Here is a 21,584-nt window from a genome sequence, read left to right on the forward strand (position 1 = left end):
GACGTGTGTGTGGGTGGGTGAAGCAGTACGGGGCGGGGGTGCGGCTGGGGCGTGTGTCGAAAGTGGCGCCGTCCGCCCGAAGGGCGGGGCTCACGGAGTCCGGTGCGTGCGATCGCAAGGCGGAGGAGTGTTCTCGTACTGGACGTACACGGACACTCCGACAACGCCGACAACGCGGCGAGCCCCCGTGCCGGGCGTCGCGAGCCAGGCGGGACTTTCGACACACGCCCTAGTGCACCCAGCCCGTGAAGCTCTGGCCGATGGCCCTGGCCTTCTCGGAGGTACGGGGGGTGGTGCCGCCCGCGTCGACGGCGGCCGACACGACACGTACGAGCCACGAGTTGACCGACAGGCCCTCGCGGTTCGCGGCCTCCTCGGCGCGGGTCTTGAGCTGGGCCGACAGGCGCAGATTGACGCGCGCGGCGCCGCCCGTGTCCGTGCCGGCGGGTACCGGAGCCGGGGCCGGCGCAGGCGCGCCCAGTGGTCCGGTCCGGTCCTCGTGCTGTGGCAGCACCACCACGAAGTCGGGGTCGAGGCCCCGCAGCCGTACGTCGACCGAACCGGGGGCGAGTTCACGGGTGATCTCGTCCACAGCGGCGGAGAGCACATTGAGCATGGCCAGCCGGGCGGCCGACTCCAGCGGAGCGGTCAGCAGCTCTGCCAGCTCGCGGGCTTCGTCACCCCCGGCTTCGGCGGCCACCGCGAGTTCCCTGCGGAGCGTTTCGACGTACGGCGTGAGGTCCATGACGTAATGGTGGCATCACTATGGCGCCATTGGCAAGCCCAAAGGTGCGGCGAGTGGCGCAGGGTGAGGGGGTGGGGTTGTGCTGGCGCATGTCATTGCAGGTCAGAGGTGCAAAGTGAGTATGAGGATCGCGGTGCCAAAGTTGTCGCGGGGTGGCCTTGATGGCCGTCGAACGTACCTATCCGGTGCCGCCCCGGCATTCGGGATCAGATGTCTGGCGCCATTGGTCGCGTCGTCACCTGTCGATCGAGTCGGCGAATGGTGCCATAGCTGCGCCTTTGTGGCGCAGCGTGAAGCCGCGCCTGCTCCGGCGGGCGCCTCCGTTCGGCCGCAGCGTCCCGCAGAGGTCCCGCGCACGCCGTTCGGATCTCCTGGAGGAGACCGGCGGGGCCGGTGACGTGCTGTCCCGTCGCCCCGTACTCCAGCTGCGGTCCGAGGTGGCCCGTGAGGCAGAGTGGGGCCATGTCTACGTACAGGACGATGTCGTTTCACCTTGAGACCGAACGGCTGATACTGCGGCCGTGGGCCGACTCCGACGCCGCCGAGTTCAGCGCCCTCCTCGCCGAACGCGGCAAGGGGACGCCCACGGTTGAGCACACCCGGACGTCCATCGCGAATCTGCTCAGCGCGACCGGGGCAACGGGGATCGCCCTGCTGCCCATCCAACGCCGTGACGAGGGCGACTTCATCGGCTACTGCGGGTTGATCATCGGCCGCTCCACCGTGGAGGAGCCCGAGATCGCGTACGAACTGTTCCAGCGCGCGCACGGGCGTGGCTATGCCACCGAGGCGGCCCGCGCAGTGCTCGATGCCGCCATCGCGACCGGGCGGAAGCGGCTCTGGGCGACGGTCGGGTCATGGAACACGCCGTCGTTCCGGGTCCTTGAGAAGCTCGGGTTCGAGCGTGATCGCGTGACCACGGACGACAGCGGTGAAGTGGTGTGGCTCACGCGCCCATTGCCGTGACGCGAGGGCGCGCGCCCGGTTTCGCGCTCGCGTGATCACCTGTGCTCAGGCCTTGTGGGCGGCTTGACGGCAGTGGTGGCCGGTCGGGACCGGGCTTGGTGGCGGCGGCGTTCGTCGATCGGACGTCGCGGAAGGGGACCTGTCTGCCGTCCGGTGGATAGTCGTTCTAGGCCAGTTGGTTGAAGGATCCTCGAACGCACGGCCGCCTGTTGTACGTTGTGACACCTCATACGCAAGGCGTGAGGTTTGTGTGTTCTTGCGTGGCTGATGTGGTTGCTCCGGGGAGAGCAAGTGCTGTTGCGCGGGGAGCTGTTCGGCGTGCGCAGGAGCGGCCGGCGTCCGTTGCTGATGGTGGGCGCGTTGGTGCCCAGTACGTGCGGGGACCCAGCAATCGCATCGACGCGATCATCGACCCGTACCAACGACCCACCGAGCTGACTAACGACGCAACGGCCACGTGACCAAATCCGTCGAGCAGGCCGGCACGCCCAACTCCCGTTCCTCCGGAACGACCCGCCGAGGGGTTCGCCCTTGCGGAGGTCCGGTGTGTGCGGTGGGCGAATTCGTGTTACGCGAGTGCGTCCATCCAGCCGTCACCGTGCGGAGGGACGAAGAAATATCCGCCGCCGGTGGTCAGCAGGTACTTCGCCATCGATTCCCCTTCCAGCCGCTTCTGGGCTGCCTCGAATCCTTGGGCCAGGTCTCGCTGGAAACAGGAGAAGATGATCCCCGTATCGCCGTTTCCCTGGTCGTAGCTGTAACTGCGCCGCACGATCGGTGGGGGATTGCGGCGGTCAGGAGCTGCGAGACGTACATGGGAATCAAGCGGCGTAAGCCTGCCCGTCGGATCGGCCGAGAAGTTCGGTTGCTCGTCGACCGGTGTGCCGTCAAGCCACCTCCCGTCGCGTCGGCGGCCGATGATCCGTTCCTGTTCTCGTATCGAGTCTTTGTCCCACAGGTCGGTCGCGAACCGGATGATGCGCACAACCTGGTAGCTGCCCCCCACAGCCCACTGAGGCTCGTCCTGATCGGCGGTGGTGAGCGCGCGGGCGAGGGATTCCCTCTCGGTGCCGGGATTGCCGAAGCCCTCAGTGAAGTGGAACGGGTTACGGGCCAGGCCCCTGCCGCCCTCGACCCGGTTGGCGGGACGAGAGCCATCGATGTGCCACCGAACTTTTCCGTGCGGGGAGGTGGCGTTCCTGATGCGTTCGACGGTCTTCCGTACCGTTGCGGCTTTGTCGCCCGCGACGTGCACAAGAATGTCTCCGTGCGACATCGCAGGATCAAGGAGGTCGCCCGCGAAGTGCGGCATCGCCTTGAGCTGACGGGGAAGTGAATCCTTGGTCCCGAAAAATGTCGCACCTAGAGCGAACCCCACAGATGCACCCGGCTCGGCGGCAGCGTGAACCTGTTTCACGAGTTCTCTCAGCCTGTCCCCAGGCCGTCCGATATCGAGCGCGATCAACGCCGCGTGTCGCTCCGGCAAGAGTCCACGCAACTGGGCGGGTATGTCGGCAAAATCGCCAGAAGAAGCGTCAGGACCTGTGCTTCCCCTGCCCGCCAACCCGTAGGCGGCCGCACCTCCACCTGCCAGAGCAACCGCCACACCCGAAGCCATCAGATTTCTTCGCCGTACCACGTCGACCTCGCTCGCTCCGATGAGCCCGTTGCCTCATCATTTCTCACTCTGTCAACCGAAGCCCGCACGCGACAGAGCGTTTACGGACTGTTCCCCCTGGAACACCAGTTGACGCCGCCACCGTTCGGCAGGGCAGGTCCGACGACAAGGACCCGCTGAGCGGTGCCGGTTCGCATTCCATCATCGTGTCGTCGCAGTTCTCGGTGACCGAGCGTGGGGGATAGGCGAACCGGGGGTCGTGACCCCGGGTTTTGGACACCGGAGAGACTTGGATCTTGATGGTCCAGGAGAACGGAGTCCCTGTGGGGATGAAGCACTGTCCCGCCGAGTTCAAGGCGGACGCGGTCGCGTTGTACCGGTCGAGGCCAGGAGCGACGATCAGGTCGGTCGCGGCTGATCCCGGGGTGAACACCGAGACGCTGCGGAACTGGATCCGGGCCGCCGACGGGCGTCGGCCCGGCGCCCACTCCGCGCCGCCGGTCACCGCGTGGGCGGGCGATGGTGACATTCAGGCGGAGCCGGCCGCCGCCCGGAAGAGGGTTCGCGAGCTGGAGGAAGAGCGCGACATTCTTCGCGAGGCGGCCCGGTATTTCGCGACGGAGACGCGCTGGTGAACCGCTGCCGGTTCGTTGAAGACCATCAGCGCCGTCACGGCGTGAAGCGGCTCTGCGGCGTTCTCGGCGTTCTCGGCCTCTCCCGGTCGAGCTTCTGCTACTGGCGTCGCACCGCAGCCGCGCGGACAGCCCGGCAGACCGCCGAGGCCGGGCTCGCGGCCCGGATACGCAGGGTCCACCAGGAATCCGACGGCACTTACGGAGTCCCCAGGATCACCGCCGAGCTCCGTGACGAGGGTGGCCCGGTGGTCAACCACAAGCGGGTCGCGAGGGTCATGCGGACCATCGGACTTGAGGGGGTGCGTCTGCGGCGTCGGCACCGCACCACCCTCGCGGACCAGACGGCTTCGAAGGCGCCGGATCTGATCGGCCGTGACTTCACCGCTGTCGTGGTGAACACGAAGCGGTGCTCGTCCTCACCTTGGACATGGCCTTCGTACCAGCCGTGGACGGCCGCGTGGAAGATCGCCTCCTCCGCCCTGGCTTCGCCGGTGGACCGGCCCGGGCTCCTTTCGTACTCAAGGGGACGGGGCATTCTGTCGCCGGAGGCCGGTGACGCTCCCACTTGACCGGCTCGGCGGGACATAGCAGGAGGTGTTGATGTCCATGAGGCGGAGGGGCGGGGGCGCTTGGACCTGCGAGAACAGGCCCACCCACATACTTGTTCTGCTCTACGGAGCCATCAGCCGACCAGGACGAGGGGGAACCCGTGGGACAGCCAAGGACGATGCTCGCCCAACGAATATCCGAGCAACGGGCGGGGGTTGGTGATCCACGGGCGTTGGTGGGTGAGATGCGGCGCACGGTTCTTCTGATTCCATCGGCGGAGCCCGGTCTGTGGAGTGCCCGATCGGGCGGTGTTCGGTGGATCTGCGCGTTCACGGACGAGACGGCGCTGGCCCGCTTCGCCGTTCACCACGGCCCGGGTGATCGTCTGATGGACTACGTCGCGCTGCTCGGGGCGCGGATCGTGGATGAGATCGTGCCGACTTTGGACGAACCCACCGGGCTCGCGGTAGACATCGCCGACGAGGACGGGGCGATGTTCTTCCCGCCGGTCACCGGCGTCGTCCCGGACGGCGTCGCGGTCGACTCCGGCGCGGCGCAGGAGAGGGGCGGCCGTGAGCGGTGACGGATCGGACCTCGCCTTCGATCAGACGTCGGTGGCGAAGTTCACGCAGGGTGTGGGCGCGACCATTGATCAACTCGGCGAACTCGGCGGCGCCACCGGGTCGGTGATGGGCAAGGGGTTCTCGGGTCTGGCCATGACGGGCATGGAGGCAGGGCATCGAGGGCTGTCGGTGGATTTCGAGGATTTCTGCGAACGGTGGGAGTGGGGAGTACGCGCCCTGGTGAGCGACGCGAGCGCGCTCGCGGACCGTCTCGGGCTGGCGGCGGGCACGCAGTGGGAGCACGACCAGTACGTTGAGGGCTCCTTCAAGGTCGGCCTCAGCGCAGCGATGGGCGGCAACCCACACGCCAGCGAGGAGGACATCTCCCAGCAGGGCTGGGGCGACATCCTCACTCCCGACTACCTGGACCCGGACTGGAGTGCCGAGTCGTTCGAGAAGGCCGGCCAGGACGTGGAGCAGACCTGGAAGGACACCGGCCGCACCGTTCTCACCGAGGGACAGGGCGGTCGGGAGGCGGAGAGGCTCAAGACCGAGCTCGGCCTCAGCGACGGTCAGTGGGACCGGGCACTGGACGACACGTTCGGGCCGTCGCCCGAGGAACGCGCCCAGCAGGCACAGCAACAGGGCGACACGAACACAGGCGGGGGCGGCTGAGCGTGGGCGTCGAGGATTTCATCAGGGACATCACGCCCGACTCGGTCGAGGGCGTGGTTGAAGACGGTGTGGAGTGGGCCGGTAACCGGGTCGAGGGCGCCGGGAACTGGACGGCGGACCGGCTGGACGACGTGGGCTGGGAATCCGGTTCGGACTGGGTGCGGGAGCAGTCGCGCTCGGTTGCGAACCGGATGGGCGCCGATGTCGAGGAAATGGACCTCGGGCAGACCGAGGACAAGGCCAAGCTGGTGTACGGAAGCCCCAGCAAGCTCCATGCCACGGCGGAACAACTTCGTTCCTTTCAGAGAGCGTTCGACGACGCCGGCGGCGGGTTGAAGGGCCTCGACTCCTCGCGGCTGAAGGGTGAGACGGCCGATGCGCTGCGCACCGCGGTGAGTACCCAGCCGCCGAAGTGGTTCGCCGGTGCCGATGCCTGTGAGAAGGCGGCTGCCGCGCTGGAGGCGTTCGCCTACACCGTCACCTGGGCACAGAACCAGGCGCAGACGGCTATCGACATGTGGAAGGAAGGAGTCAAGGCCTCCCAGAGCGCGGCCGACGGACACCGCAAGCGGATCGACGACTACAACAAGGCCGTGAACCGCTACAACGCACAGGCTCCCGAGGAGCGCAACCCCGGCACTCTGCCGCCCTGCCCCGCGCCGACGTTCGACGACCCCGGCAAATCGATCATGCAGGACGCGCAGGAACTCCTCGCCCAGGCCCGCGAACAGCGGAACGCTGCTGCGGAGACCGCCCGCAGCGCCGTCCGCGCCGCCCGCGACAAGGCCCCTGAGAAGCCCACGTACGCACAACAGGTGGCCAGCGGTCTGCAGGAACTGCAGATCATCAACGACCACGTCGGCGGCGGCGTCATCAAGGGCACCGCAGGGCTGCTGAACTTCGTCCGGGGGATCAACCCGCTGGACCCGTACAACATCACCCACCCCGCCGAGTACGCCACCAGCCTCAACAGCCTGGCTGCCGGTCTGGTCGTCACCGCCAACGACCCGGTCGGCACCGGCAAGCAGATGATCAGCGACTTCATGAAGGACCCCGCGGAAGGGTTCGGCCGGCTGCTGCCCGACGCGGCACTGACCGCGGCCACCGGCGGGGGCGGCGCCGTCGCCAAGGGTGTCCGCCTCGCCGCGGATATGGCGAAGGCCGCCCGGGCCCGTCGGCTGCTCGACAACGCCCCCAACGGCACCCACAACCGTCCCGACGGGCGCCGCGTCGTCGCCAACACCGATCCGGTCGACCTCGCATCGGGACGGATGTTCCTGCCCCAGACCGACCTGGTGCTGCCGGGAACCCTGCCGCTGGTCTTCACCCGCCGCACCGAGTCCGGTCTGCTGGCAGGCCGGTTCCTCGGCCCCTCTTGGACCTCCACCGTCGACGAGCGCCTGGAGATCGACGCTGCCGGCGTCGTCCACGTCACCGCCGACGGCCTCCTGATTCCCTATCCGCACCCCGCCCCAGGCACCCCGACCGAACCGGAGTCCGGGACCGCCCGCACACTGCTGGCCCGTGACGTGACCGGCGATTACACCGTCACCGATCCCGGCACGGGCTTGGTCTGTCACTTCACCGCCCCGGCCGACAGCGAACCGGGCGGCGACGGTGATGCCTGGCTGGACCGGGTCGAGGACCGCCACGGCAACTGGTGGGCCGTGGAACGTACCGAAAACGGCACCCCGCTCGCCCTGACCTGCTCTGCCGGCCGCCGGGTGGCTGTCGCGGTGAGCGACGGTCGGGTCACAGCTCTGTCCCTGGCGGGAGCGGGAGAGAACGGGGCGGACCTGCCTCTGATGCGCTACGGCTACGAGGACGGAAACCTCACCACCGTAGTCAAACCGTCCGGCGCCACCACCACCTTCGTCCACGACGACCGTCGCCGCGTCACTGCCTGGATCGACTCCAACAACAGCCGCTACGACTACACATACGACGACCGCGACCGCGTCATCGACGAGGGCGGTCAGGCCGGCCACATCCAGATCACCCTCACCTACACCGAACCCGACCCGGACACCGGTCTTCGCACCACCACCCTCACCACGGCCGGCGGACACACGACCCGGCACCGGATCGATCGCCACTGCCGGGTGGTGGCCACCACCGATCCGCTCGGCCACACCACCCGCTTCACCTACGACAACCGCGGTAACACCCTGACCCGCACCGATCCGCTGGGCCGCACCACCGCCTTCACCCACGACGAGGACGGCCGCCTGCTCGTCGTCACCCGTCCCGACGGGAGCGAACTACGCACCGTGCGCGACCCGTCGGGTGCATCCACGGAATTCCGGGGGCCGGACGGTGCCCGCTGGCTCCAGGAATTCGACGAGCACGGCAGCCGCACCGCCGTCACCGACCCGGTCGGCGCCACCACCCGGTACGCCTACGACGGCCGGGGCAGGCTGACCACCGTCACCGACGCCCTCGGCGCCACCACCACCGTGCGCTGCGACGCCGCTGGGCTGCCGGTGGCAGTGACCGACCCGGCCGGCGGCACCACCCGCCTGGAGCGCGATGTTCTGGGCCGGATCGTGCGCACCGTCGACCCGATGGGCAGCGTGACCCGGGTCGTCCTGGACGAGGACGGTAATCTCGCCCGCCGTGTCGCCCCGGACGGTGCCGCCGAGTCGTGGACGTACGACGGCGAGGGCAACCCCCTCAGCCACACCGGCCTGGCCGGCGGCATATCCCGCTTCGAGTACACGCACTTCGACCTGCTCACCACCCGCACCGGACACGACGGCAGCCGCCACACGTTCGAGCACGACGCGGATCTGCGGTTGATCCGGGTCACCGGCCCACACGGCACCTGGTCCTATACGTACGACGCCGCCGGCCGGCTCGCTTCCGAGACGGACTTCGACGGCCGCACTCTCACCTACCGGTACGACGCCGCCGGGCAGCTCACCGCCCGGTCCGACACCCTCGGCCGGACCGTGTCCTACATCTACGACCAGCTCGGCCAAGCGGTCAGCAAGGACGTGGCGGGCAAGGTGACCACCTATGCGTACGACCGGGCCGGACGCCTGCTGCACGCGGCCGGACCGGACAGCGAGATCGTCTACGCGTACGACCGGCGTGGCCGGACCAGGACCGAACTCGTCGACGGCCGCGCCATGAACTACGCCTACGACACCCTGGGCCGCCGGGCACGCCGCATCACCCCCACCGGCGCGATCACCGAGTACGGCTACGACGCCGCCGGCCGTGCCGCCCGGATATCCAGCGGCGGACGCGAGATAGCCTTCACCCACGACGCGGCCGGCCGGGAACTCGAGCGCGTCTTCGGTGGATCCCTCACTCTGGCCTCCGCCTGGGACGAGGCCGGAAGGATCTGCGCGCAGCACCTGACGGTCGGGGGCCGTGCCCTCAACCGCCGGCACTACGCCCACCGCGCCGACGGCCATCTCACCTCCGTGACCGACGATCTGTCAGGCTCCCGCACCTTCGATCTGGACGCGTCCGGACGGGTCACCGGGGTCCATGCCGAGGGGTGGACCGAGCGTTATGCCTACGACGCCGCCGGCAACCAGACGGCGGCCTCCTGGCCCGATTCACACCCCGGCCACGACGCCAGCGGCCCCCGCTCCTACACCGGAACCTCCGTCACCAGGGCCGGCAAAGTCCGCTTCGAACACGACGCCCTCGGCCGCGTGATCTTGCGCCAAAGAACCCGTCTGTCACGCAAGCCCGACACCTGGCGCTATGAATGGGACGCGGAGGATCGTCTCGTCGCCGTGGTCACACCCGACGGCACCCGCTGGCGCTACCTCTACGACCCCTTGGGTCGCCGCACGGCAAAACAGCGCCTCGCTGACGACGGCGAGAACGTCGCAGAGGAGGTCCGCTTCTCCTGGGACGGCACGACCCTGTGCGAACAGACCGTCCACACACAGGGCCAGCCACACATGGTCGCCCTCACCTGGGACCACCGCGGCCTGGCCCCGCTGTCCCAGACGGAACGCCTTCTCTCCCCGGACACTCGGCAGGTGGAGATCGACCGCCGGTTCTTCGCCATAGCCACCGACCTCGTGGGAACGCCCACCGAACTGGTCGACGAGTCCGGCGAGATAGCCTGGCGTGCCAGGAGCACTCTCTGGGGCACCACTGCTTGGGCCCGCTCCAGTACGGCCTATACCCCGCTGCGTTTCCCCGGCCAGTACTACGACCCGGAGACCGGTCTCCACTACAACCTCTTCCGCCACTACGACCCGGAGACCGGTCGCTACACCTCCCCTGACCCGCTCGGCCTCAGCCCCGCGCCGAATCCGGTCGCCTATGTGCACAATCCGTTCACCGTCTGCGACCCTCTCGGACTGTCGCCGTACTCGCGGTTCAAAGGTCTGGGCTGGCTGACGGACAACCAGCTCACACGCCCGTCGTTCCGGTATCAGCGCCTTGTCACCGACCAGAGCTACGAGCAGCAGTGGATATTGCCGGACGGCCGGGAGGTCCACGTCGACGGCGGTCCGCGGGACGGCTGGATCACAGAGGCGAAGTGGACCGGCGGTGACAACGTCGGTGAATGGAAGAAATCCCCGTACAACCCCGATTTCAAGCATTACGACGAGGGTCGGCTCACCGCGCAGGCCGACAAGCTGCTTGCCCTTAACGAGGATCTAGGAGGCAAGGGAGTCCGCTATATGGTGTCCAATGAATGGGGTGCCGCGCATGTGAACGAAGTGCTGTCCAAGGCCTTCCCCGAGGCCTACGCCAGCGGGCAGCTGAAGGCGTATCACGTGCCCGGCAACGGCATGAGTGGAATGAGTTCATGGCTGAAGTGATCGCGATGCTGGAAGAGCTCAGGGACATCACCCCGCTGACCGCCGAGGCTGCGGTGGCGCGGTTCTTGGCTCAGGAGTGGACGCCCGGGAGCAAGGTCCGTGACGGCGTGGAGACGTCGTGGGACAAGGGCAGCGTCGGGGGCTGGATCCAGACGTTCGGCGGTGGGGCGGTCAGCGTCTCGTTCTTCGTCTGGATCCGCGACGTCGACGAGTCGGGCTACTTCGACGACCTGGATGCCGTCTACGAGGAGGGGGGGCAAGTGCTGGCCGACTTCCTCCCCGAGATCGAGGAGTCCCCGCTTGCCGGCCACCTCATCGAGGCCGAGGTGACGGAGGCGGACAGGGACGAGTTCATCAAGCTGAAGAAGTGGACCCTCGACGGCCGGATTCTGACCGCCGGTGTGATCCAGCATGACACCGATCTTCCGGTGATGGTCATGGTGGTGCTGGAGGAGCCCGGCGCTGCCTGACTCAGCCCGTACGCCAGGGCGCCCCGCGTGCTTCCATCCGAGGCTGGGCGCCCCCTGACGTACGCGACTCATGGTGGTGGGGCCGGACATCCAAAGACGAGCCGTGCGGTGCCTTACGAGGTCTGTCCAGAAGGCGGACCACCACTGCTCGTGCGGTCGCAAGTTTCTCAGGCCCATTGCTCCTGCTCAGCAGCGATTGCTGTGCTTGGGCAGCTCTCCCCGGAAGCCGCAGCCGGGGCACTCGTCCTCGCCCTGGATATGACCCTCGTACCAGCCGTGGACGGCTGCATGCAGGATCCTCCACCGAGGCTTCGCCGCTGCGGACCCATGCGATGACGTTGCGACGATCAACCGGAGCACAGCGTTGTCGGGCGAGGGGAACGGCGGGGACGTCGTAGCCGCAGCCTGCGGGCGGATACGGGTGCGGGTCATCCAGACGGAGTGGTTTCGTGCTGGGCGAAGCCGTGCACGTCGCTGCGGAACCCACGGCCGACCGGCTTCCAGCCCTGGAACGTGATCGGCTTCCAGCGGGGCTGGTCCGGCACGCTGTCGTCGTCGGGCGCTGGCAGTCTGGCCGGCTCTTCCGGCTGCGAGCGGCACCGACGCTGATGCCCGGGTGGGCGGCGATCTCCGGATCCCCCCCAGGGCTTCTGATCGTCGGCCAAGATATCGACCTCGTTTGTCGGCGAGGAGCGTACGCGTACGCCTCACGGGCGGTGGTGGGCGCACAGCAAGGCCGCGCCTGCCTGAACGACGCGGGGCAGCCATATGGAGGTCCTTGGTCAGACCTCGGTCCGTTGTCGGCGATGTACGCCTTGCCGTCGTGGACGACGACCTCGGCTCCCACGTAGTGGGCGAAGGGAAAGTCGGGGTTGACGGCGATTCGGACCGGCAGGTTGGGATCGAGTTCCTGGAGCTGGCGGAGCAGGTGGCCGACGGTCAGGTACTGGGGCAAGGGGATCTCCGGGAGTGGTGGGTACTGACGGGGGTGGCTGGCCTACGACGGGAGTCGTCGGGCCAGCCGGTCAGAAGGGTGAAGGGGCCTGATCGGCGGTCAGCACGAGGAGTGGGTAACCAGAGCGGCGAGGAACCCCGCAACGGCCTCGGAGGGAGTGTGGAGACCGAACTCCTGGACCCAGGCGTCGCCGCCTGCGGGCAGCACTCGGACGTGCCAGACGATGTTGCGCTTCCAGGCAGCGGGGTCTTCTGGAAGCCAGCCGACGTGGACGCCGCCGTCGGGGCTGGTGGCATGGACGTTGGCCTCGGGGGTGTCGACGATCGCCCAACCGAGAGTGCTCAGGAGATCGAGCACGGGCGTGGCGCACTGGTCGGATGAAGAGCCACTGGGCACGTTCTCCGGCGGGGCGGACGACGGCGGGCAGGAGGGTTGCGGAGACGTTCACGGTTGGGCGATCTCCTCGTTGACCTGTGGGTTTTCCCGACACCCGTACGTTGGCATGTGTCATGCCGAAGTGCGTAGTCGTTTCCCCGGGGTGACGTCTGCCGTGTGCGAACTCAAGGTCGTCGGCAGGTGAATGGGAGGCCGGGGAATGGACAGGCGACCGCGGTTTTCCTGCCTGGGTTGCGGTGACGAGCCACACGGGAGAGAAGGGGGACGGAGATGGCCGAGGCGAGCAGACACTGGGACGGTGCCGGGCTGGAGCGCAAGATCCGGGTGGCCGGGCGGCCGTGGACCGTGGGCGACATTGCGATGGTCGCCGACGGTCCACGGCCGGGCGTCGGCGCACAGCACGACCGGTGGCCGGACAAGGAGGTGGTGGGCCACCGAGCCGAGGACGCCCTCCGCGACGAGGACCCGCGTTAGCCGTTCAGCGTCGTGGCCCCGTGGTGGGCACCGGCGGCCCGACGACGGCCGTCGGAGAGGATGCTTCGGGCCCGCGGGCCCCGCGGTGTGAGGCGTCTGCCCGGAACGGGCGACAGCGGCCTGGGCGAGCCGAGCCGCCGGGGTCTCGGGAGAGACTGACGGTTACTCAGCTCTTCCTGGCACCCAGTCAGTCATTCAAGATCATCTTGTATGTGCGTTGCGCAAGGTACTGAAAAGCAACAGTGATCAGTGAAGGGCCGTGAAGGTAAGTATTCGCAGCTCAGATGGCATGTTGCGGTGTTGTGCCCCTTGTCCTCAAGGGGCACGACACCCCGCCGGTCAGATGTCCCGGAAGATCTCGATCTGGGCGCCCACCGAGTTCAGCCGCTCGGCCAGATCCTCGTAACCGCGGTTGATGACATAGACGTTGCGCAGTACGGAGGTGCCCTCCGCCGCCATCATCGCCAGCAGCACCACCACCGCGGGCCGCAGTGCGGGCGGGCACATCATCTCGGCGGCGCGCCAGCGGGTCGGGCCTTCGACCAGGACCCGGTGCGGGTCGAGGAGTTGCAGTCGGCCGCCCAGCCGGTTCAGGTCGGTGAGGTAGATGGCCCGGTTGTCGTAGACCCAGTCGTGGATCAGGGTCTGGCCGTGCGCGGAGGCCGCGATGGCCGCGAAGAACGGCACGTTGTCGATGTTGAGGCCGGGGAACGGCATCGGGTGGATCTTGTCGATCGGCGCCTCCAGTTTGGAGGGGCGCACGGTCAGGTCCACCAGCCGGGTGCGGCCGTTGTCCGCGGCGTACTCCGTCGTGCGGTCGCAGTCGACGCCCATTTCCTCCAGCACCGCGAGTTCGATCTCCAGGAACTCGATGGGCACCCGGCGGATCGTGAGCTCGGACTCCGTCACCACGGCGGCGGCCAGCAGGCTCATCGCCTCGACCGGGTCCTCGGAGGGGGAGTAGTCCACTTCGACGTCGATGTGCGGAACGCCGTGCACGGTGAGCGTCGTTGTACCGACGCCGTCGACCCGTACGCCCAGTGCCTCCAGGAAGAAGCACAGGTCCTGGACCATGTAGTTGGAGGACGCGTTGCGGATGACGGTCGTGCCGTCGTGCCGGGCGGCGGCCAGCAGGGCGTTCTCGGTGACCGTGTCGCCGCGTTCGGTCAGGACGATGGGCCGGCCGGGCGTGACCGAGTGGTCGATCTGCGCGTGGTAGAGCCCCTCGGTGGCGGCGATCTCCAGCCCGAACCGGCGCAACGCGATCATGTGCGGCTCGATGGTGCGCGTACCGAGGTCGCAGCCGCCCGCGTACGGCAGCTTGAACTGGTCCATACGGTGCAGCAGCGGGCCGAGGAACATGATGATGGAGCGGGTCCGGCGCGCGGCGTCGGCGTCGATCGCCTCCATGTCGAGCTGGGCGGGCGGGACGATCTCCAGGTCCACACCGTCGTTGATCCAACGGGTGCGGACGCCGATGGAGTTCAGCACCTCCAGCAGCCGGAAGACCTCCTCGATCCGGGCGACGCGGCGCAGGACCGTGCGGCCCTTGTTCAGCAGGGTCGCGCACAGCAGCGCGACGCACGCGTTCTTGCTGGTCTTCACATCGATGGCGCCGGAGAGGCGGCGGCCGCCGACGACCCGCAGGTGCATGGGGCCGGCGTATCCGAGGGACACGATCTCGCTGTCGAGGGCTTCACCGATGCGGGCGATCATCTCAAGGCTGATGTTCTGGTTGCCGCGCTCGATGCGGTTGACGGCGCTCTGGCTGGTGGCGAGCGCCTCGGCCAGCTGTGTCTGTGTCCAGCCCCGGTGCTGACGGGCGTCACGGATGAGCTTGCCGATGCGTACGAGGTAATCGTCTGACATATCGGCAGGCTATCTCAGATATGAGATGAAGATCGCGCGGGGGTGTGCGTTCGGGTGACGACCGGGCGGGTGACGGCCGCTCACCCGCATCGGAGGGCAGCCGTGCGACCACGTCCGGACCCGGTCCCCGCCCATCGTCCTGCCGCCGCCCCGGCCCGGCTCGTGGTGTGCGCCCGTTCGGGGTGCTCCGGGAACCCCGGCGGCCGTCCGGGAAGCCGCCGCCCCGGCCCGCCGTCCGGGCCCGCCCGTGTCCGGCGCGGGCGGTTTGACCTTCAAGCTGCTTGAACGCCGACAATCGCGTTCATGGACGACATCGACGCGTTGATGAGCATCGGCGCCTTCGGGCGCCGGGTCGGACTGGCACCCAGCGCCCTGCGATTCTACGACGACTGCGACGTACTGCGCCCCGCCCACGTGGACGTGGCGACGGGATACCGCTACTACGCCCCGGACCAGGTGGTCCGTGCGGTGCTGGCGCGGCGCCTGCGGGCGGCGGGCGTGCCGCTCGGCGATGCCTCGGTGGTGCTCGACGGCACTGATGAGGAGGCCCGTGCCGTCCTTGAGGAGCACGCCGGAAGGGTACGGGAGACGGCGGCATCGGCGCAGTCGGCGATCGCGGCGATCCTCCATGACCTGCCCGCCGGGACGCGGCGGGTGAAGGTGCGCGTCGGAGGGGCGGAACTGGCCGGCGCGGTACGGCAGGTCGCGCCGTCGGTGGGGTCCGCCGCCGTGCGGGAGGAGTTCCCGGCGCTCGGCTGTGTCCTGATCGAGCTCGGCGGCGAGGAGGTACGTCTGGTGGCCACGGACCGCTACCGCCTGGCCGTCCGAGCCCTGCGGCCCGCCTCCGTGGAGGGCGATACGTACCAAGTCCTCGTGGACGCACGGGAGATGAGAGACCTCGCGGTCTGGGCGATACGCCTGCCGGAGGTGAGCATCGAGGTCGACCGGAACGGCGCGTGGCTGCGTGGCGGGGGCGATTCACGGGCTCTGCCCACCGTCGACGAGACGTTTCCCGACTACCGGATGATTCTCGACGATCTGCCGGACGCCCGGCACCGGTTGATCACGGGCCGCGCCGCTCTCGGCGCCGCCCTCGACGCCGCCGGTACGCGGGGCACCCCGGTCACCGTGCGCACCGGCGAGCAGCAACTCACGCTCACCGCAGGCGAATCGGCCGGCACCACGCTCCCCGCGCTGTGCACGGGGCCACCGCTGCGCATCGCCTTCGACGCGGAGCTGCTCCGTTCGGCGCTCGATGCCGCTGTGGGGCCCGATGTGCTGCTGGAGATCGTGTCGCCGGTCCAACCCGTGGTCGTCCGCTCCGCCGACCAGGGCAGCTTCACCACCCTGGTGATGCCGGTCCGCGACGCCGGGGCCGACGCGTAGCCCCGTCCGGAACCGGAAGCCGGCCTGCGCGCCAGGAACGGATCGTCAGGGTGAGGCGCAGGGCGAGCGTCATGGCACCGGCTGCCGCCGCGACGCACACGGCGACGAAGATGTCGGGCACCCAGTTCATCAGCTGGTCAGGACTCATCAGGACAACTGCGGATGCCAGCGCGGCCACCGGGGCCGCGCCCGCCAGGCACCAGAGGGCGGTCGTTGCGGCGCGGCGAGGCCGGGAGCCTGCCGTGACAGGGCGGCGGAGGAGCCTGACCTGCCATGCGACCGCCAGGAGCAGGGCCATGGCGAGGGCGGTGGCACCCCAGACGGCCGCGTAGTAGACAGCGGCGGATGGGCTGCTGGTGGGAGTTCCGCCGGTCCCCAGGATTCGGGCGGCACCGAATCCGACCTGCATGAGCGCCTCGTCCTGGAGCAGGCCGTACAGGTTCTGCTCCAGCACGATGGCGGCGTTCAGTTTCGGCAGCAGGAACAGCATCGCCGCGTAGCCGGGCGTCGCGCCCGTGTGCCAGATGGCGTCGTCGAGCGGCGCGTCCAGTCCGCCGACCCGCCAGCCCATCCCGTATCCGGTCCCGGCGCCGGTGGGCCGGAGCCTGCCCTCCTCACGCATCAGCCGTACGGATTCGGGGGTGAGGACGCTCCGGCCCCCGGCGGTCCTGCCCGATCTGAGCTGGAACGAGGCGAAGGCGGCCAGAGCGTTGAGGTCGCCGCCCGTGTAGCCGTAGGCCGCGCCGTGGTCGTCGACGCCGTCGACCGTCGCGGAGGGCATGCCCCACAGGAGCCGGTGCCCCGGGGACAGGTTCCGCTTCCGGGCCGAGGCCCGGTCGGCTATGGCGCCGTCCATGCCCACCGGGTCGAGCACGCTCCGCCGCAGATGCTCGGCGAAGGGGAGTCCGGTGACGGACTCGACCAGGGCGGAGAGGACCAGATAGTTGGCGCTGGTGTAGGCGTACGTGGTCCCGGGCGGACCGAGCGGCCGCACCCCGTCCAGAGCGCCGAGGCGTTCCGCCGGGCGGGGGCAGTCGGCGGCGAGGCAGTCGGCGACCTCGAACGTGGCCGACTCGGGCAGTCCGCTGGTCTGGTTGAGGAGATGGCGGACCGTGACCCCGGACGCGTGTGCCGCGCCCCCGAACCGGAACTCCGGCACATGGTCCACGACCCGGTCGTCGAGACGGAGGCGCCCGTCCTGGACGAGGGTCATCACGCTGGTCGCCGTGATCGGTTTGGCGACCGACCCCCACAGGAACGGTGTTCCGGCCCGGACGCGCTCGCCCCGTCCGTCCCTGCCCCAGGACCGCTGATGGACCGGGCCGTCGGGACCGACCACGGCGTAGGAGATTCCGGGCGTGCGGGTGGCCCGCATCCGGTCGCGGACATAGGCGTCGATCGCGGCATAGCGGTCGGACATGACATCGCCCGAGGTGGCAGTCGCGGCGCCGGAAGTGCCAGAAGTGCCAGAAGTGTCGGAAGTACCGGGAGTCGGAGGGGTGTCAGGGGCGGCAGGGGCAGGAGTGGCTGCAGAGGCAGTCGGGGCCACCGGGGTGCAGAGAAAGAGACAGAGCAGGAGGACCACCGTGTTCGCGGCGGCACACCGCAGGCGGTTGCGCATGGGACTTCCTCACCGTTGTCGAAGGCGGGACGGATAACCATATGGCGATACGGTTTTTACCGTACGCTGGTACGGTTATCAAGTGCCCAGGATCGCGGACCATGAAGAACGCCGACGCCAGATCGCCGTCGCCGTGTGCGAACTCATCTCGGAGCACGGGCTCGACGCCGTGACGGTCGCCCGCACGGCGGCCGCCGCCGGGATGTCGGTCGGGCTTGTGCAGCACTACTTCCGTACGAAGGACGAGATGCTGCTCCACGCCTTCACCGCGGTCACCGCGCGTATCCGGATCCGGGCCGACGAGCGGATCCGGGCCGGGATCGCGCACCGGCGGCCCATCTCGCAGGTTCTGGGCGAGGCGATGGCGGAGTTCATCCCCCTGGATGACGGGCGCCGCGCCGAGTTCCGGGTCACCAGGGCGTTCGCCGGCCGGGCCCTGGACGCGCCCGCCCTCGCCGAGGTCGACATCGAGACCGCGCGGCGGCTGCGCGAGGACATCGCGCGGGCCGTTCGCAACGGCAAGGAGTGCGGCGAGGTCGAGCCGGATCTGGATCTCTGGCCCGCGGCCGTCCGGCTCACTGCCGTGACGGAAGGACTCGCGATGCAGGTCTACCGGGATCCCGCCGGGGTGAACGGGGTGGCCGCGGGGGAGCTGGTGGCCTCGGTCATCGCCGACGAGCTCGCGGCGGTCTTCACCGGTGAGTGCGGCCAGTACGCCGAGGGTCCCCGCGCCTGACCCGTATACGGGAGGAGCCTGCCCGGGTCCGCCCCGTATGCGGGGGAGTCCGCCCTGTGCGCGGTGGTAGGGAAACGGACCGGCTCGCCCGGCGAACGCCCCGAATGGATGCGGGTGGTCGGGGGCGCCCGGGCATGACCGGACGGCGGCGATGTACTAGAGTTATCTCGACATCGAGATATCTGCCGAGGCGTACCGCAGCCGCCGCTCGGTAAGGGTTACCTAACTAAGCCTTACCTTAGCGGATGGTCGGGGCCGTAGGCGGCACCACGCGGCGCCGGCCGCCAATGAGGCGCGGCGCGGTAGTACGCGCACATTGAAGAAGGAGACTGTCGTGTCGGCGAACAGCTTCGACGCCCGCAGCACGCTGCGCGTGGGCGACGAGTCGTACGAGATCTTCAAGCTGGACAAGGTGGAGGGCTCCGCGCGCCTCCCTTACAGCCTGAAGGTGCTGCTGGAGAACCTGCTCCGCACCGAGGACGGCGCGAACATCACCGCCGACCACATCCGGGCGCTGGGCGGATGGGACTCGCAGGCCCAGCCCAGCCAGGAGATCCAGTTCACGCCGGCCCGCGTGATCATGCAGGACTTCACCGGCGTCCCCTGTGTCGTGGACCTCGCCACCATGCGTGAGGCCGTGAAGGAGCTCGGCGGCGACCCGGCGAAGATCAACCCGCTGGCCCCGGCCGAGCTGGTCATCGACCACTCCGTCATCGCCGACAAGTTCGGCACCAACGACGCGTTCGCCCAGAACGTCGAGCTGGAGTACGGCCGCAACAAGGAGCGCTACCAGTTCCTGCGCTGGGGTCAGACCGCCTTCGACGAGTTCAAGGTCGTCCCCCCGGGCACCGGCATCGTGCACCAGGTCAACATCGAGCACCTGGCCCGTACGGTCATGGTCCGTGGCGGCCAGGCGTACCCCGACACCCTCGTCGGCACCGACTCGCACACCACCATGGTCAACGGCCTCGGCGTGCTCGGCTGGGGCGTCGGCGGCATCGAGGCCGAGGCGGCGATGCTCGGCCAGCCGGTCTCCATGCTCATCCCGCGCGTCGTCGGCTTCAAGCTGACCGGTGAGCTGCCGGCTGGCACCACCGCCACCGACCTCGTGCTGACCATCACCGAGATGCTCCGCAAGCACGGCGTCGTCGGCAAGTTCGTCGAGTTCTACGGTGAGGGCGTCGCCGCCACCTCCCTCGCGAACCGCGCCACCATCGGCAACATGTCGCCGGAGTTCGGTTCCACCGCCGCGATCTTCCCGATCGACGACGAGACCCTGAAGTACCTGCGCCTGACCGGCCGCGACGAGCAGCAGGTCGCCCTCGTCGAGGCGTACGCCAAGGAGCAGGGCCTCTGGCTGGACCCGGCCGCCGAGCCCGACTTCTCCGAGAAGCTGGAGCTCGACCTCTCCACGGTCGTCCCCTCCATCGCCGGCCCGAAGCGCCCGCAGGACCGCATCGTCCTCGCCAACGCGAAGGCGCAGTTCGCGCAGGACGTGCGCAACTACGTCGCGGACGACGAGGAGTCGGGCAAGGAGTCCTTCCCGGCCTCCGACTCCCCGGCCGCCACCAACGGTGTCCCGAGCCGTCCCACCACCGTCACGGCCCCCGACGGTTCGACGTACGAGATCGACCACGGCGCCGTCACCGTCGCCGCGATCACCTCCTGCACCAACACCTCGAACCCGTACGTCATGGTCGCCGCGGCGCTCGTGGCCAAGAAGGCCGTCGAGAAGGGCCTGTCCCGCAAGCCGTGGGTCAAGACCACGCTCGCCCCGGGCTCCAAGGTCGTCACCGACTACTTCGACAAGGCGGGCCTGACCCCGTACCTCGACAAGGTCGGCTTCAACCTCGTCGGCTACGGCTGCACCACCTGCATCGGCAACTCCGGCCCGCTGCCGGACGAGGTCTCCAAGGCGGTCAACGAGCACGACCTGGCCGTGACCTCGGTGCTCTCCGGCAACCGTAACTTCGAGGGCCGGATCAACCCCGACGTCAAGATGAACTACCTGGCGTCCCCGCCGCTGGTCGTCGCGTACGCCATCGCCGGTTCGATGAAGGTCGACATCACCAAGGACGCCCTGGGCACCGACCAGGACGGCAAGCCGGTCTACCTCGCGGACATCTGGCCCTCCGAGGCCGAGGTCAACGACGTCGTCGCCAACTCCATCGGCGAGGACATGTTCAACAAGTCCTACCAGGACGTCTTCGCGGGCGACGCCCAGTGGCAGGCGCTGTCGATCCCGACCGGCAACACCTTCGAGTGGGACTCCGAGTCCACCTATGTGCGCAAGCCCCCGTACTTCGAGGGCATGACGATGGAGACGACCCCGGTCGAGGACATCACCGGCGCCCGGGTGCTCGCCAAGCTGGGCGACTCGGTCACCACCGACCACATCTCCCCGGCCGGTGCGATCAAGGCCGACACCCCGGCCGGCAAGTACCTCACGGAGCACGGCATCGAGCGCCGTGACTTCAACTCCTACGGCTCGCGCCGCGGTAACCACGAGGTCATGATCCGCGGCACGTTCGCCAACATCCGTCTGCGCAACCAGATCGCGCCGGGCACGGAGGGCGGCTTCACCCGCGACTTCACCCAGGCCGATGGCCCGGTGTCGTTCATCTACGACGCCTCGCAGAACTACCAGGCCGCGGGCACCCCGCTCGTCATCCTGGCGGGCAAGGAGTACGGTTCCGGCTCCTCCCGCGACTGGGCGGCCAAGGGCACCGCGCTCCTCGGCGTCAAGGCCGTCATCGCCGAGTCCTACGAGCGCATCCACCGCTCGAACCTCATCGGCATGGGCGTCCTCCCGCTCCAGTTCCCCGAGGGCGCGACCGCCGAGTCGCTCGGCCTCACCGGCGAGGAGACCTTCTCCTTCACCGGCGTCACCGAGCTGAACGACGGCACCACGCCGCGCACGGTCAAGGTCACCACCGACACGGGTGTGGAGTTCGACGGTGTCGTCCGCATCGACACCCCCGGTGAGGCGGACTACTACCGCAACGGCGGCATCCTGCAGTACGTGCTCCGCAGCCTGATCCGCAAGTAGGTCGGCCCGCAGCATCAGGAGGGGCCGCATCCCGGTGACGGGGTGCGGCCCCTCCGCGTTTGCGCGTGCGGCGTGCGG

At 68.9% G+C, this 21,584-nt stretch carries 16 protein-coding genes; 11 read left to right on the forward strand and 5 right to left on the reverse strand.

Annotated elements, in window-relative coordinates; genetic code table 11:
• Positions 1-229: 229 nt before the first annotated feature.
• Positions 230-745 carry a hypothetical protein gene (locus OHA98_RS11465; RefSeq protein ID WP_266924866.1) on the reverse strand — a complete coding sequence of 172 codons (516 nt, stop codon included), beginning with the start codon at positions 743-745 and terminating at the stop codon, positions 230-232.
• A 462-nt stretch (positions 746-1,207) separates the two neighbouring features.
• Between OHA98_RS11465 and OHA98_RS11470 the strand changes: the two genes are divergently transcribed.
• Positions 1,208-1,711 carry a GNAT family N-acetyltransferase gene (locus tag OHA98_RS11470; protein WP_266924867.1) on the forward strand — a complete coding sequence of 168 codons (504 nt, stop codon included), beginning with the start codon at positions 1,208-1,210 and terminating at the stop codon, positions 1,709-1,711.
• A gap of 568 nt (positions 1,712-2,279) precedes the next feature.
• Here the strand turns inward: OHA98_RS11470 and OHA98_RS11475 are convergent.
• Positions 2,280-3,176 carry a Dyp-type peroxidase gene (locus tag OHA98_RS11475; protein ID WP_266924868.1) on the reverse strand — a complete coding sequence of 299 codons (897 nt, stop codon included), beginning with the start codon at positions 3,174-3,176 and terminating at the stop codon, positions 2,280-2,282.
• Positions 3,177-3,658: 482 nt separating this feature from the next.
• Here OHA98_RS11475 and OHA98_RS11480 point away from each other — a divergent pair, with 482 nt between their 5' ends.
• From OHA98_RS11480 to OHA98_RS11505, 6 genes are all read left to right on the forward strand, one after another.
• Positions 3,659-3,964, forward strand: a complete 306-nt coding sequence (locus OHA98_RS11480; RefSeq protein WP_266924870.1) for a transposase — start codon at positions 3,659-3,661, stop codon at positions 3,962-3,964.
• Positions 3,961-4,533 (forward strand): IS3 family transposase, encoded by a 573-nt coding sequence (locus tag OHA98_RS11485; protein WP_266924872.1) that lies wholly within the window; start codon positions 3,961-3,963, stop codon positions 4,531-4,533. The genes OHA98_RS11480 and OHA98_RS11485 overlap by 4 nt, the downstream gene beginning before the upstream one ends.
• Before the next feature lie 224 nt (positions 4,534-4,757).
• Complete coding sequence (locus OHA98_RS11490; RefSeq protein WP_266924874.1) at positions 4,758-5,096, forward strand: SseB family protein; 339 nt, start codon at positions 4,758-4,760, stop codon at positions 5,094-5,096.
• The gene (locus OHA98_RS11495; RefSeq protein WP_266924876.1) at positions 5,086-5,751 is read left to right on the forward strand and encodes a hypothetical protein; all 666 of its coding nucleotides are present in this window, start codon (positions 5,086-5,088) and stop codon (positions 5,749-5,751) included. The genes OHA98_RS11490 and OHA98_RS11495 overlap by 11 nt, the downstream gene beginning before the upstream one ends.
• A gap of 2 nt (positions 5,752-5,753) precedes the next feature.
• Positions 5,754-10,550 carry a putative T7SS-secreted protein gene (locus OHA98_RS11500; protein WP_266924878.1) on the forward strand — a complete coding sequence of 1,599 codons (4,797 nt, stop codon included), beginning with the start codon at positions 5,754-5,756 and terminating at the stop codon, positions 10,548-10,550.
• Entirely contained in the window at positions 10,538-11,020 is a 483-nt protein-coding gene (locus tag OHA98_RS11505) for a hypothetical protein (RefSeq protein ID WP_266924880.1), read from the forward strand. The genes OHA98_RS11500 and OHA98_RS11505 overlap by 13 nt, the downstream gene beginning before the upstream one ends.
• A gap of 1,054 nt (positions 11,021-12,074) precedes the next feature.
• Here the strand turns inward: OHA98_RS11505 and OHA98_RS11510 are convergent.
• Positions 12,075-12,371: a DUF317 domain-containing protein gene (locus OHA98_RS11510; RefSeq protein WP_323179539.1), complete on the reverse strand. Its 297-nt coding sequence runs from the start codon at positions 12,369-12,371 to the stop codon at positions 12,075-12,077.
• A gap of 270 nt (positions 12,372-12,641) precedes the next feature.
• On the opposite strand from OHA98_RS11510, the gene OHA98_RS11515 reads away from it, so the two are divergent.
• Positions 12,642-12,845: a hypothetical protein gene (locus OHA98_RS11515; RefSeq protein ID WP_266924882.1), complete on the forward strand. Its 204-nt coding sequence runs from the start codon at positions 12,642-12,644 to the stop codon at positions 12,843-12,845.
• A gap of 339 nt (positions 12,846-13,184) precedes the next feature.
• On the opposite strand, the gene OHA98_RS11520 is transcribed toward OHA98_RS11515, so the two are convergent.
• Positions 13,185-14,714, reverse strand: a complete 1,530-nt coding sequence (locus OHA98_RS11520) for a UDP-N-acetylglucosamine 1-carboxyvinyltransferase (protein ID WP_266924883.1) — start codon at positions 14,712-14,714, stop codon at positions 13,185-13,187.
• A gap of 303 nt (positions 14,715-15,017) precedes the next feature.
• On the opposite strand from OHA98_RS11520, the gene OHA98_RS11525 reads away from it, so the two are divergent.
• The gene (locus tag OHA98_RS11525; protein WP_266924885.1) at positions 15,018-16,100 is read left to right on the forward strand and encodes a MerR family transcriptional regulator; all 1,083 of its coding nucleotides are present in this window, start codon (positions 15,018-15,020) and stop codon (positions 16,098-16,100) included.
• Here OHA98_RS11525 and OHA98_RS11530 read toward each other — a convergent pair.
• Positions 16,054-17,520 (reverse strand): serine hydrolase, encoded by a 1,467-nt coding sequence (locus tag OHA98_RS11530; protein ID WP_266924887.1) that lies wholly within the window; start codon positions 17,518-17,520, stop codon positions 16,054-16,056. The genes OHA98_RS11525 and OHA98_RS11530 overlap by 47 nt on opposite strands.
• A 283-nt stretch (positions 17,521-17,803) precedes the next feature.
• Here OHA98_RS11530 and OHA98_RS11535 point away from each other — a divergent pair, with 283 nt between their 5' ends.
• A complete protein-coding gene (locus OHA98_RS11535) occupies positions 17,804-18,457 on the forward strand; it encodes a TetR/AcrR family transcriptional regulator (RefSeq protein ID WP_266924889.1) in 654 nt (217 codons plus the stop codon).
• Between the two features lie 334 nt (positions 18,458-18,791).
• Complete coding sequence (gene acnA / locus OHA98_RS11540) at positions 18,792-21,506, forward strand: aconitate hydratase AcnA (protein WP_266924891.1); 2,715 nt, start codon at positions 18,792-18,794, stop codon at positions 21,504-21,506.
• The last annotated feature ends 78 nt before the right edge of the window (positions 21,507-21,584 follow it).

It is taken from the genome of Streptomyces sp. NBC_00654 (genome assembly GCF_026341775.1).
Lineage (GTDB): Bacteria > Actinomycetota > Actinomycetes > Streptomycetales > Streptomycetaceae > Streptomyces.

What these genes read in the sequence shown, in the direction of transcription:
- OHA98_RS11530 (WP_266924887.1), bottom strand. Translation starts at nt 17,520, where the DNA reads ATGTCCGACCGCTATGCCGCGATCGACGCCTATGTCCGCGACCGGATG.
- OHA98_RS11470 (WP_266924867.1), top strand. Translation starts at nt 1,208, where the DNA reads ATGTCTACGTACAGGACGATGTCGTTTCACCTTGAGACCGAACGGCTG.
- OHA98_RS11505 (WP_266924880.1), top strand. Translation starts at nt 10,538, where the DNA reads ATGGCTGAAGTGATCGCGATGCTGGAAGAGCTCAGGGACATCACCCCG.
- OHA98_RS11480 (WP_266924870.1), top strand. Translation starts at nt 3,659, where the DNA reads ATGAAGCACTGTCCCGCCGAGTTCAAGGCGGACGCGGTCGCGTTGTAC.
- OHA98_RS11490 (WP_266924874.1), top strand. Translation starts at nt 4,758, where the DNA reads ATGCGGCGCACGGTTCTTCTGATTCCATCGGCGGAGCCCGGTCTGTGG.
- OHA98_RS11525 (WP_266924885.1), top strand. Translation starts at nt 15,018, where the DNA reads ATGGACGACATCGACGCGTTGATGAGCATCGGCGCCTTCGGGCGCCGG.
- OHA98_RS11520 (WP_266924883.1), bottom strand. Translation starts at nt 14,714, where the DNA reads ATGTCAGACGATTACCTCGTACGCATCGGCAAGCTCATCCGTGACGCC.
- OHA98_RS11515 (WP_266924882.1), top strand. Translation starts at nt 12,642, where the DNA reads ATGGCCGAGGCGAGCAGACACTGGGACGGTGCCGGGCTGGAGCGCAAG.
- OHA98_RS11465 (WP_266924866.1), bottom strand. Translation starts at nt 745, where the DNA reads ATGGACCTCACGCCGTACGTCGAAACGCTCCGCAGGGAACTCGCGGTG.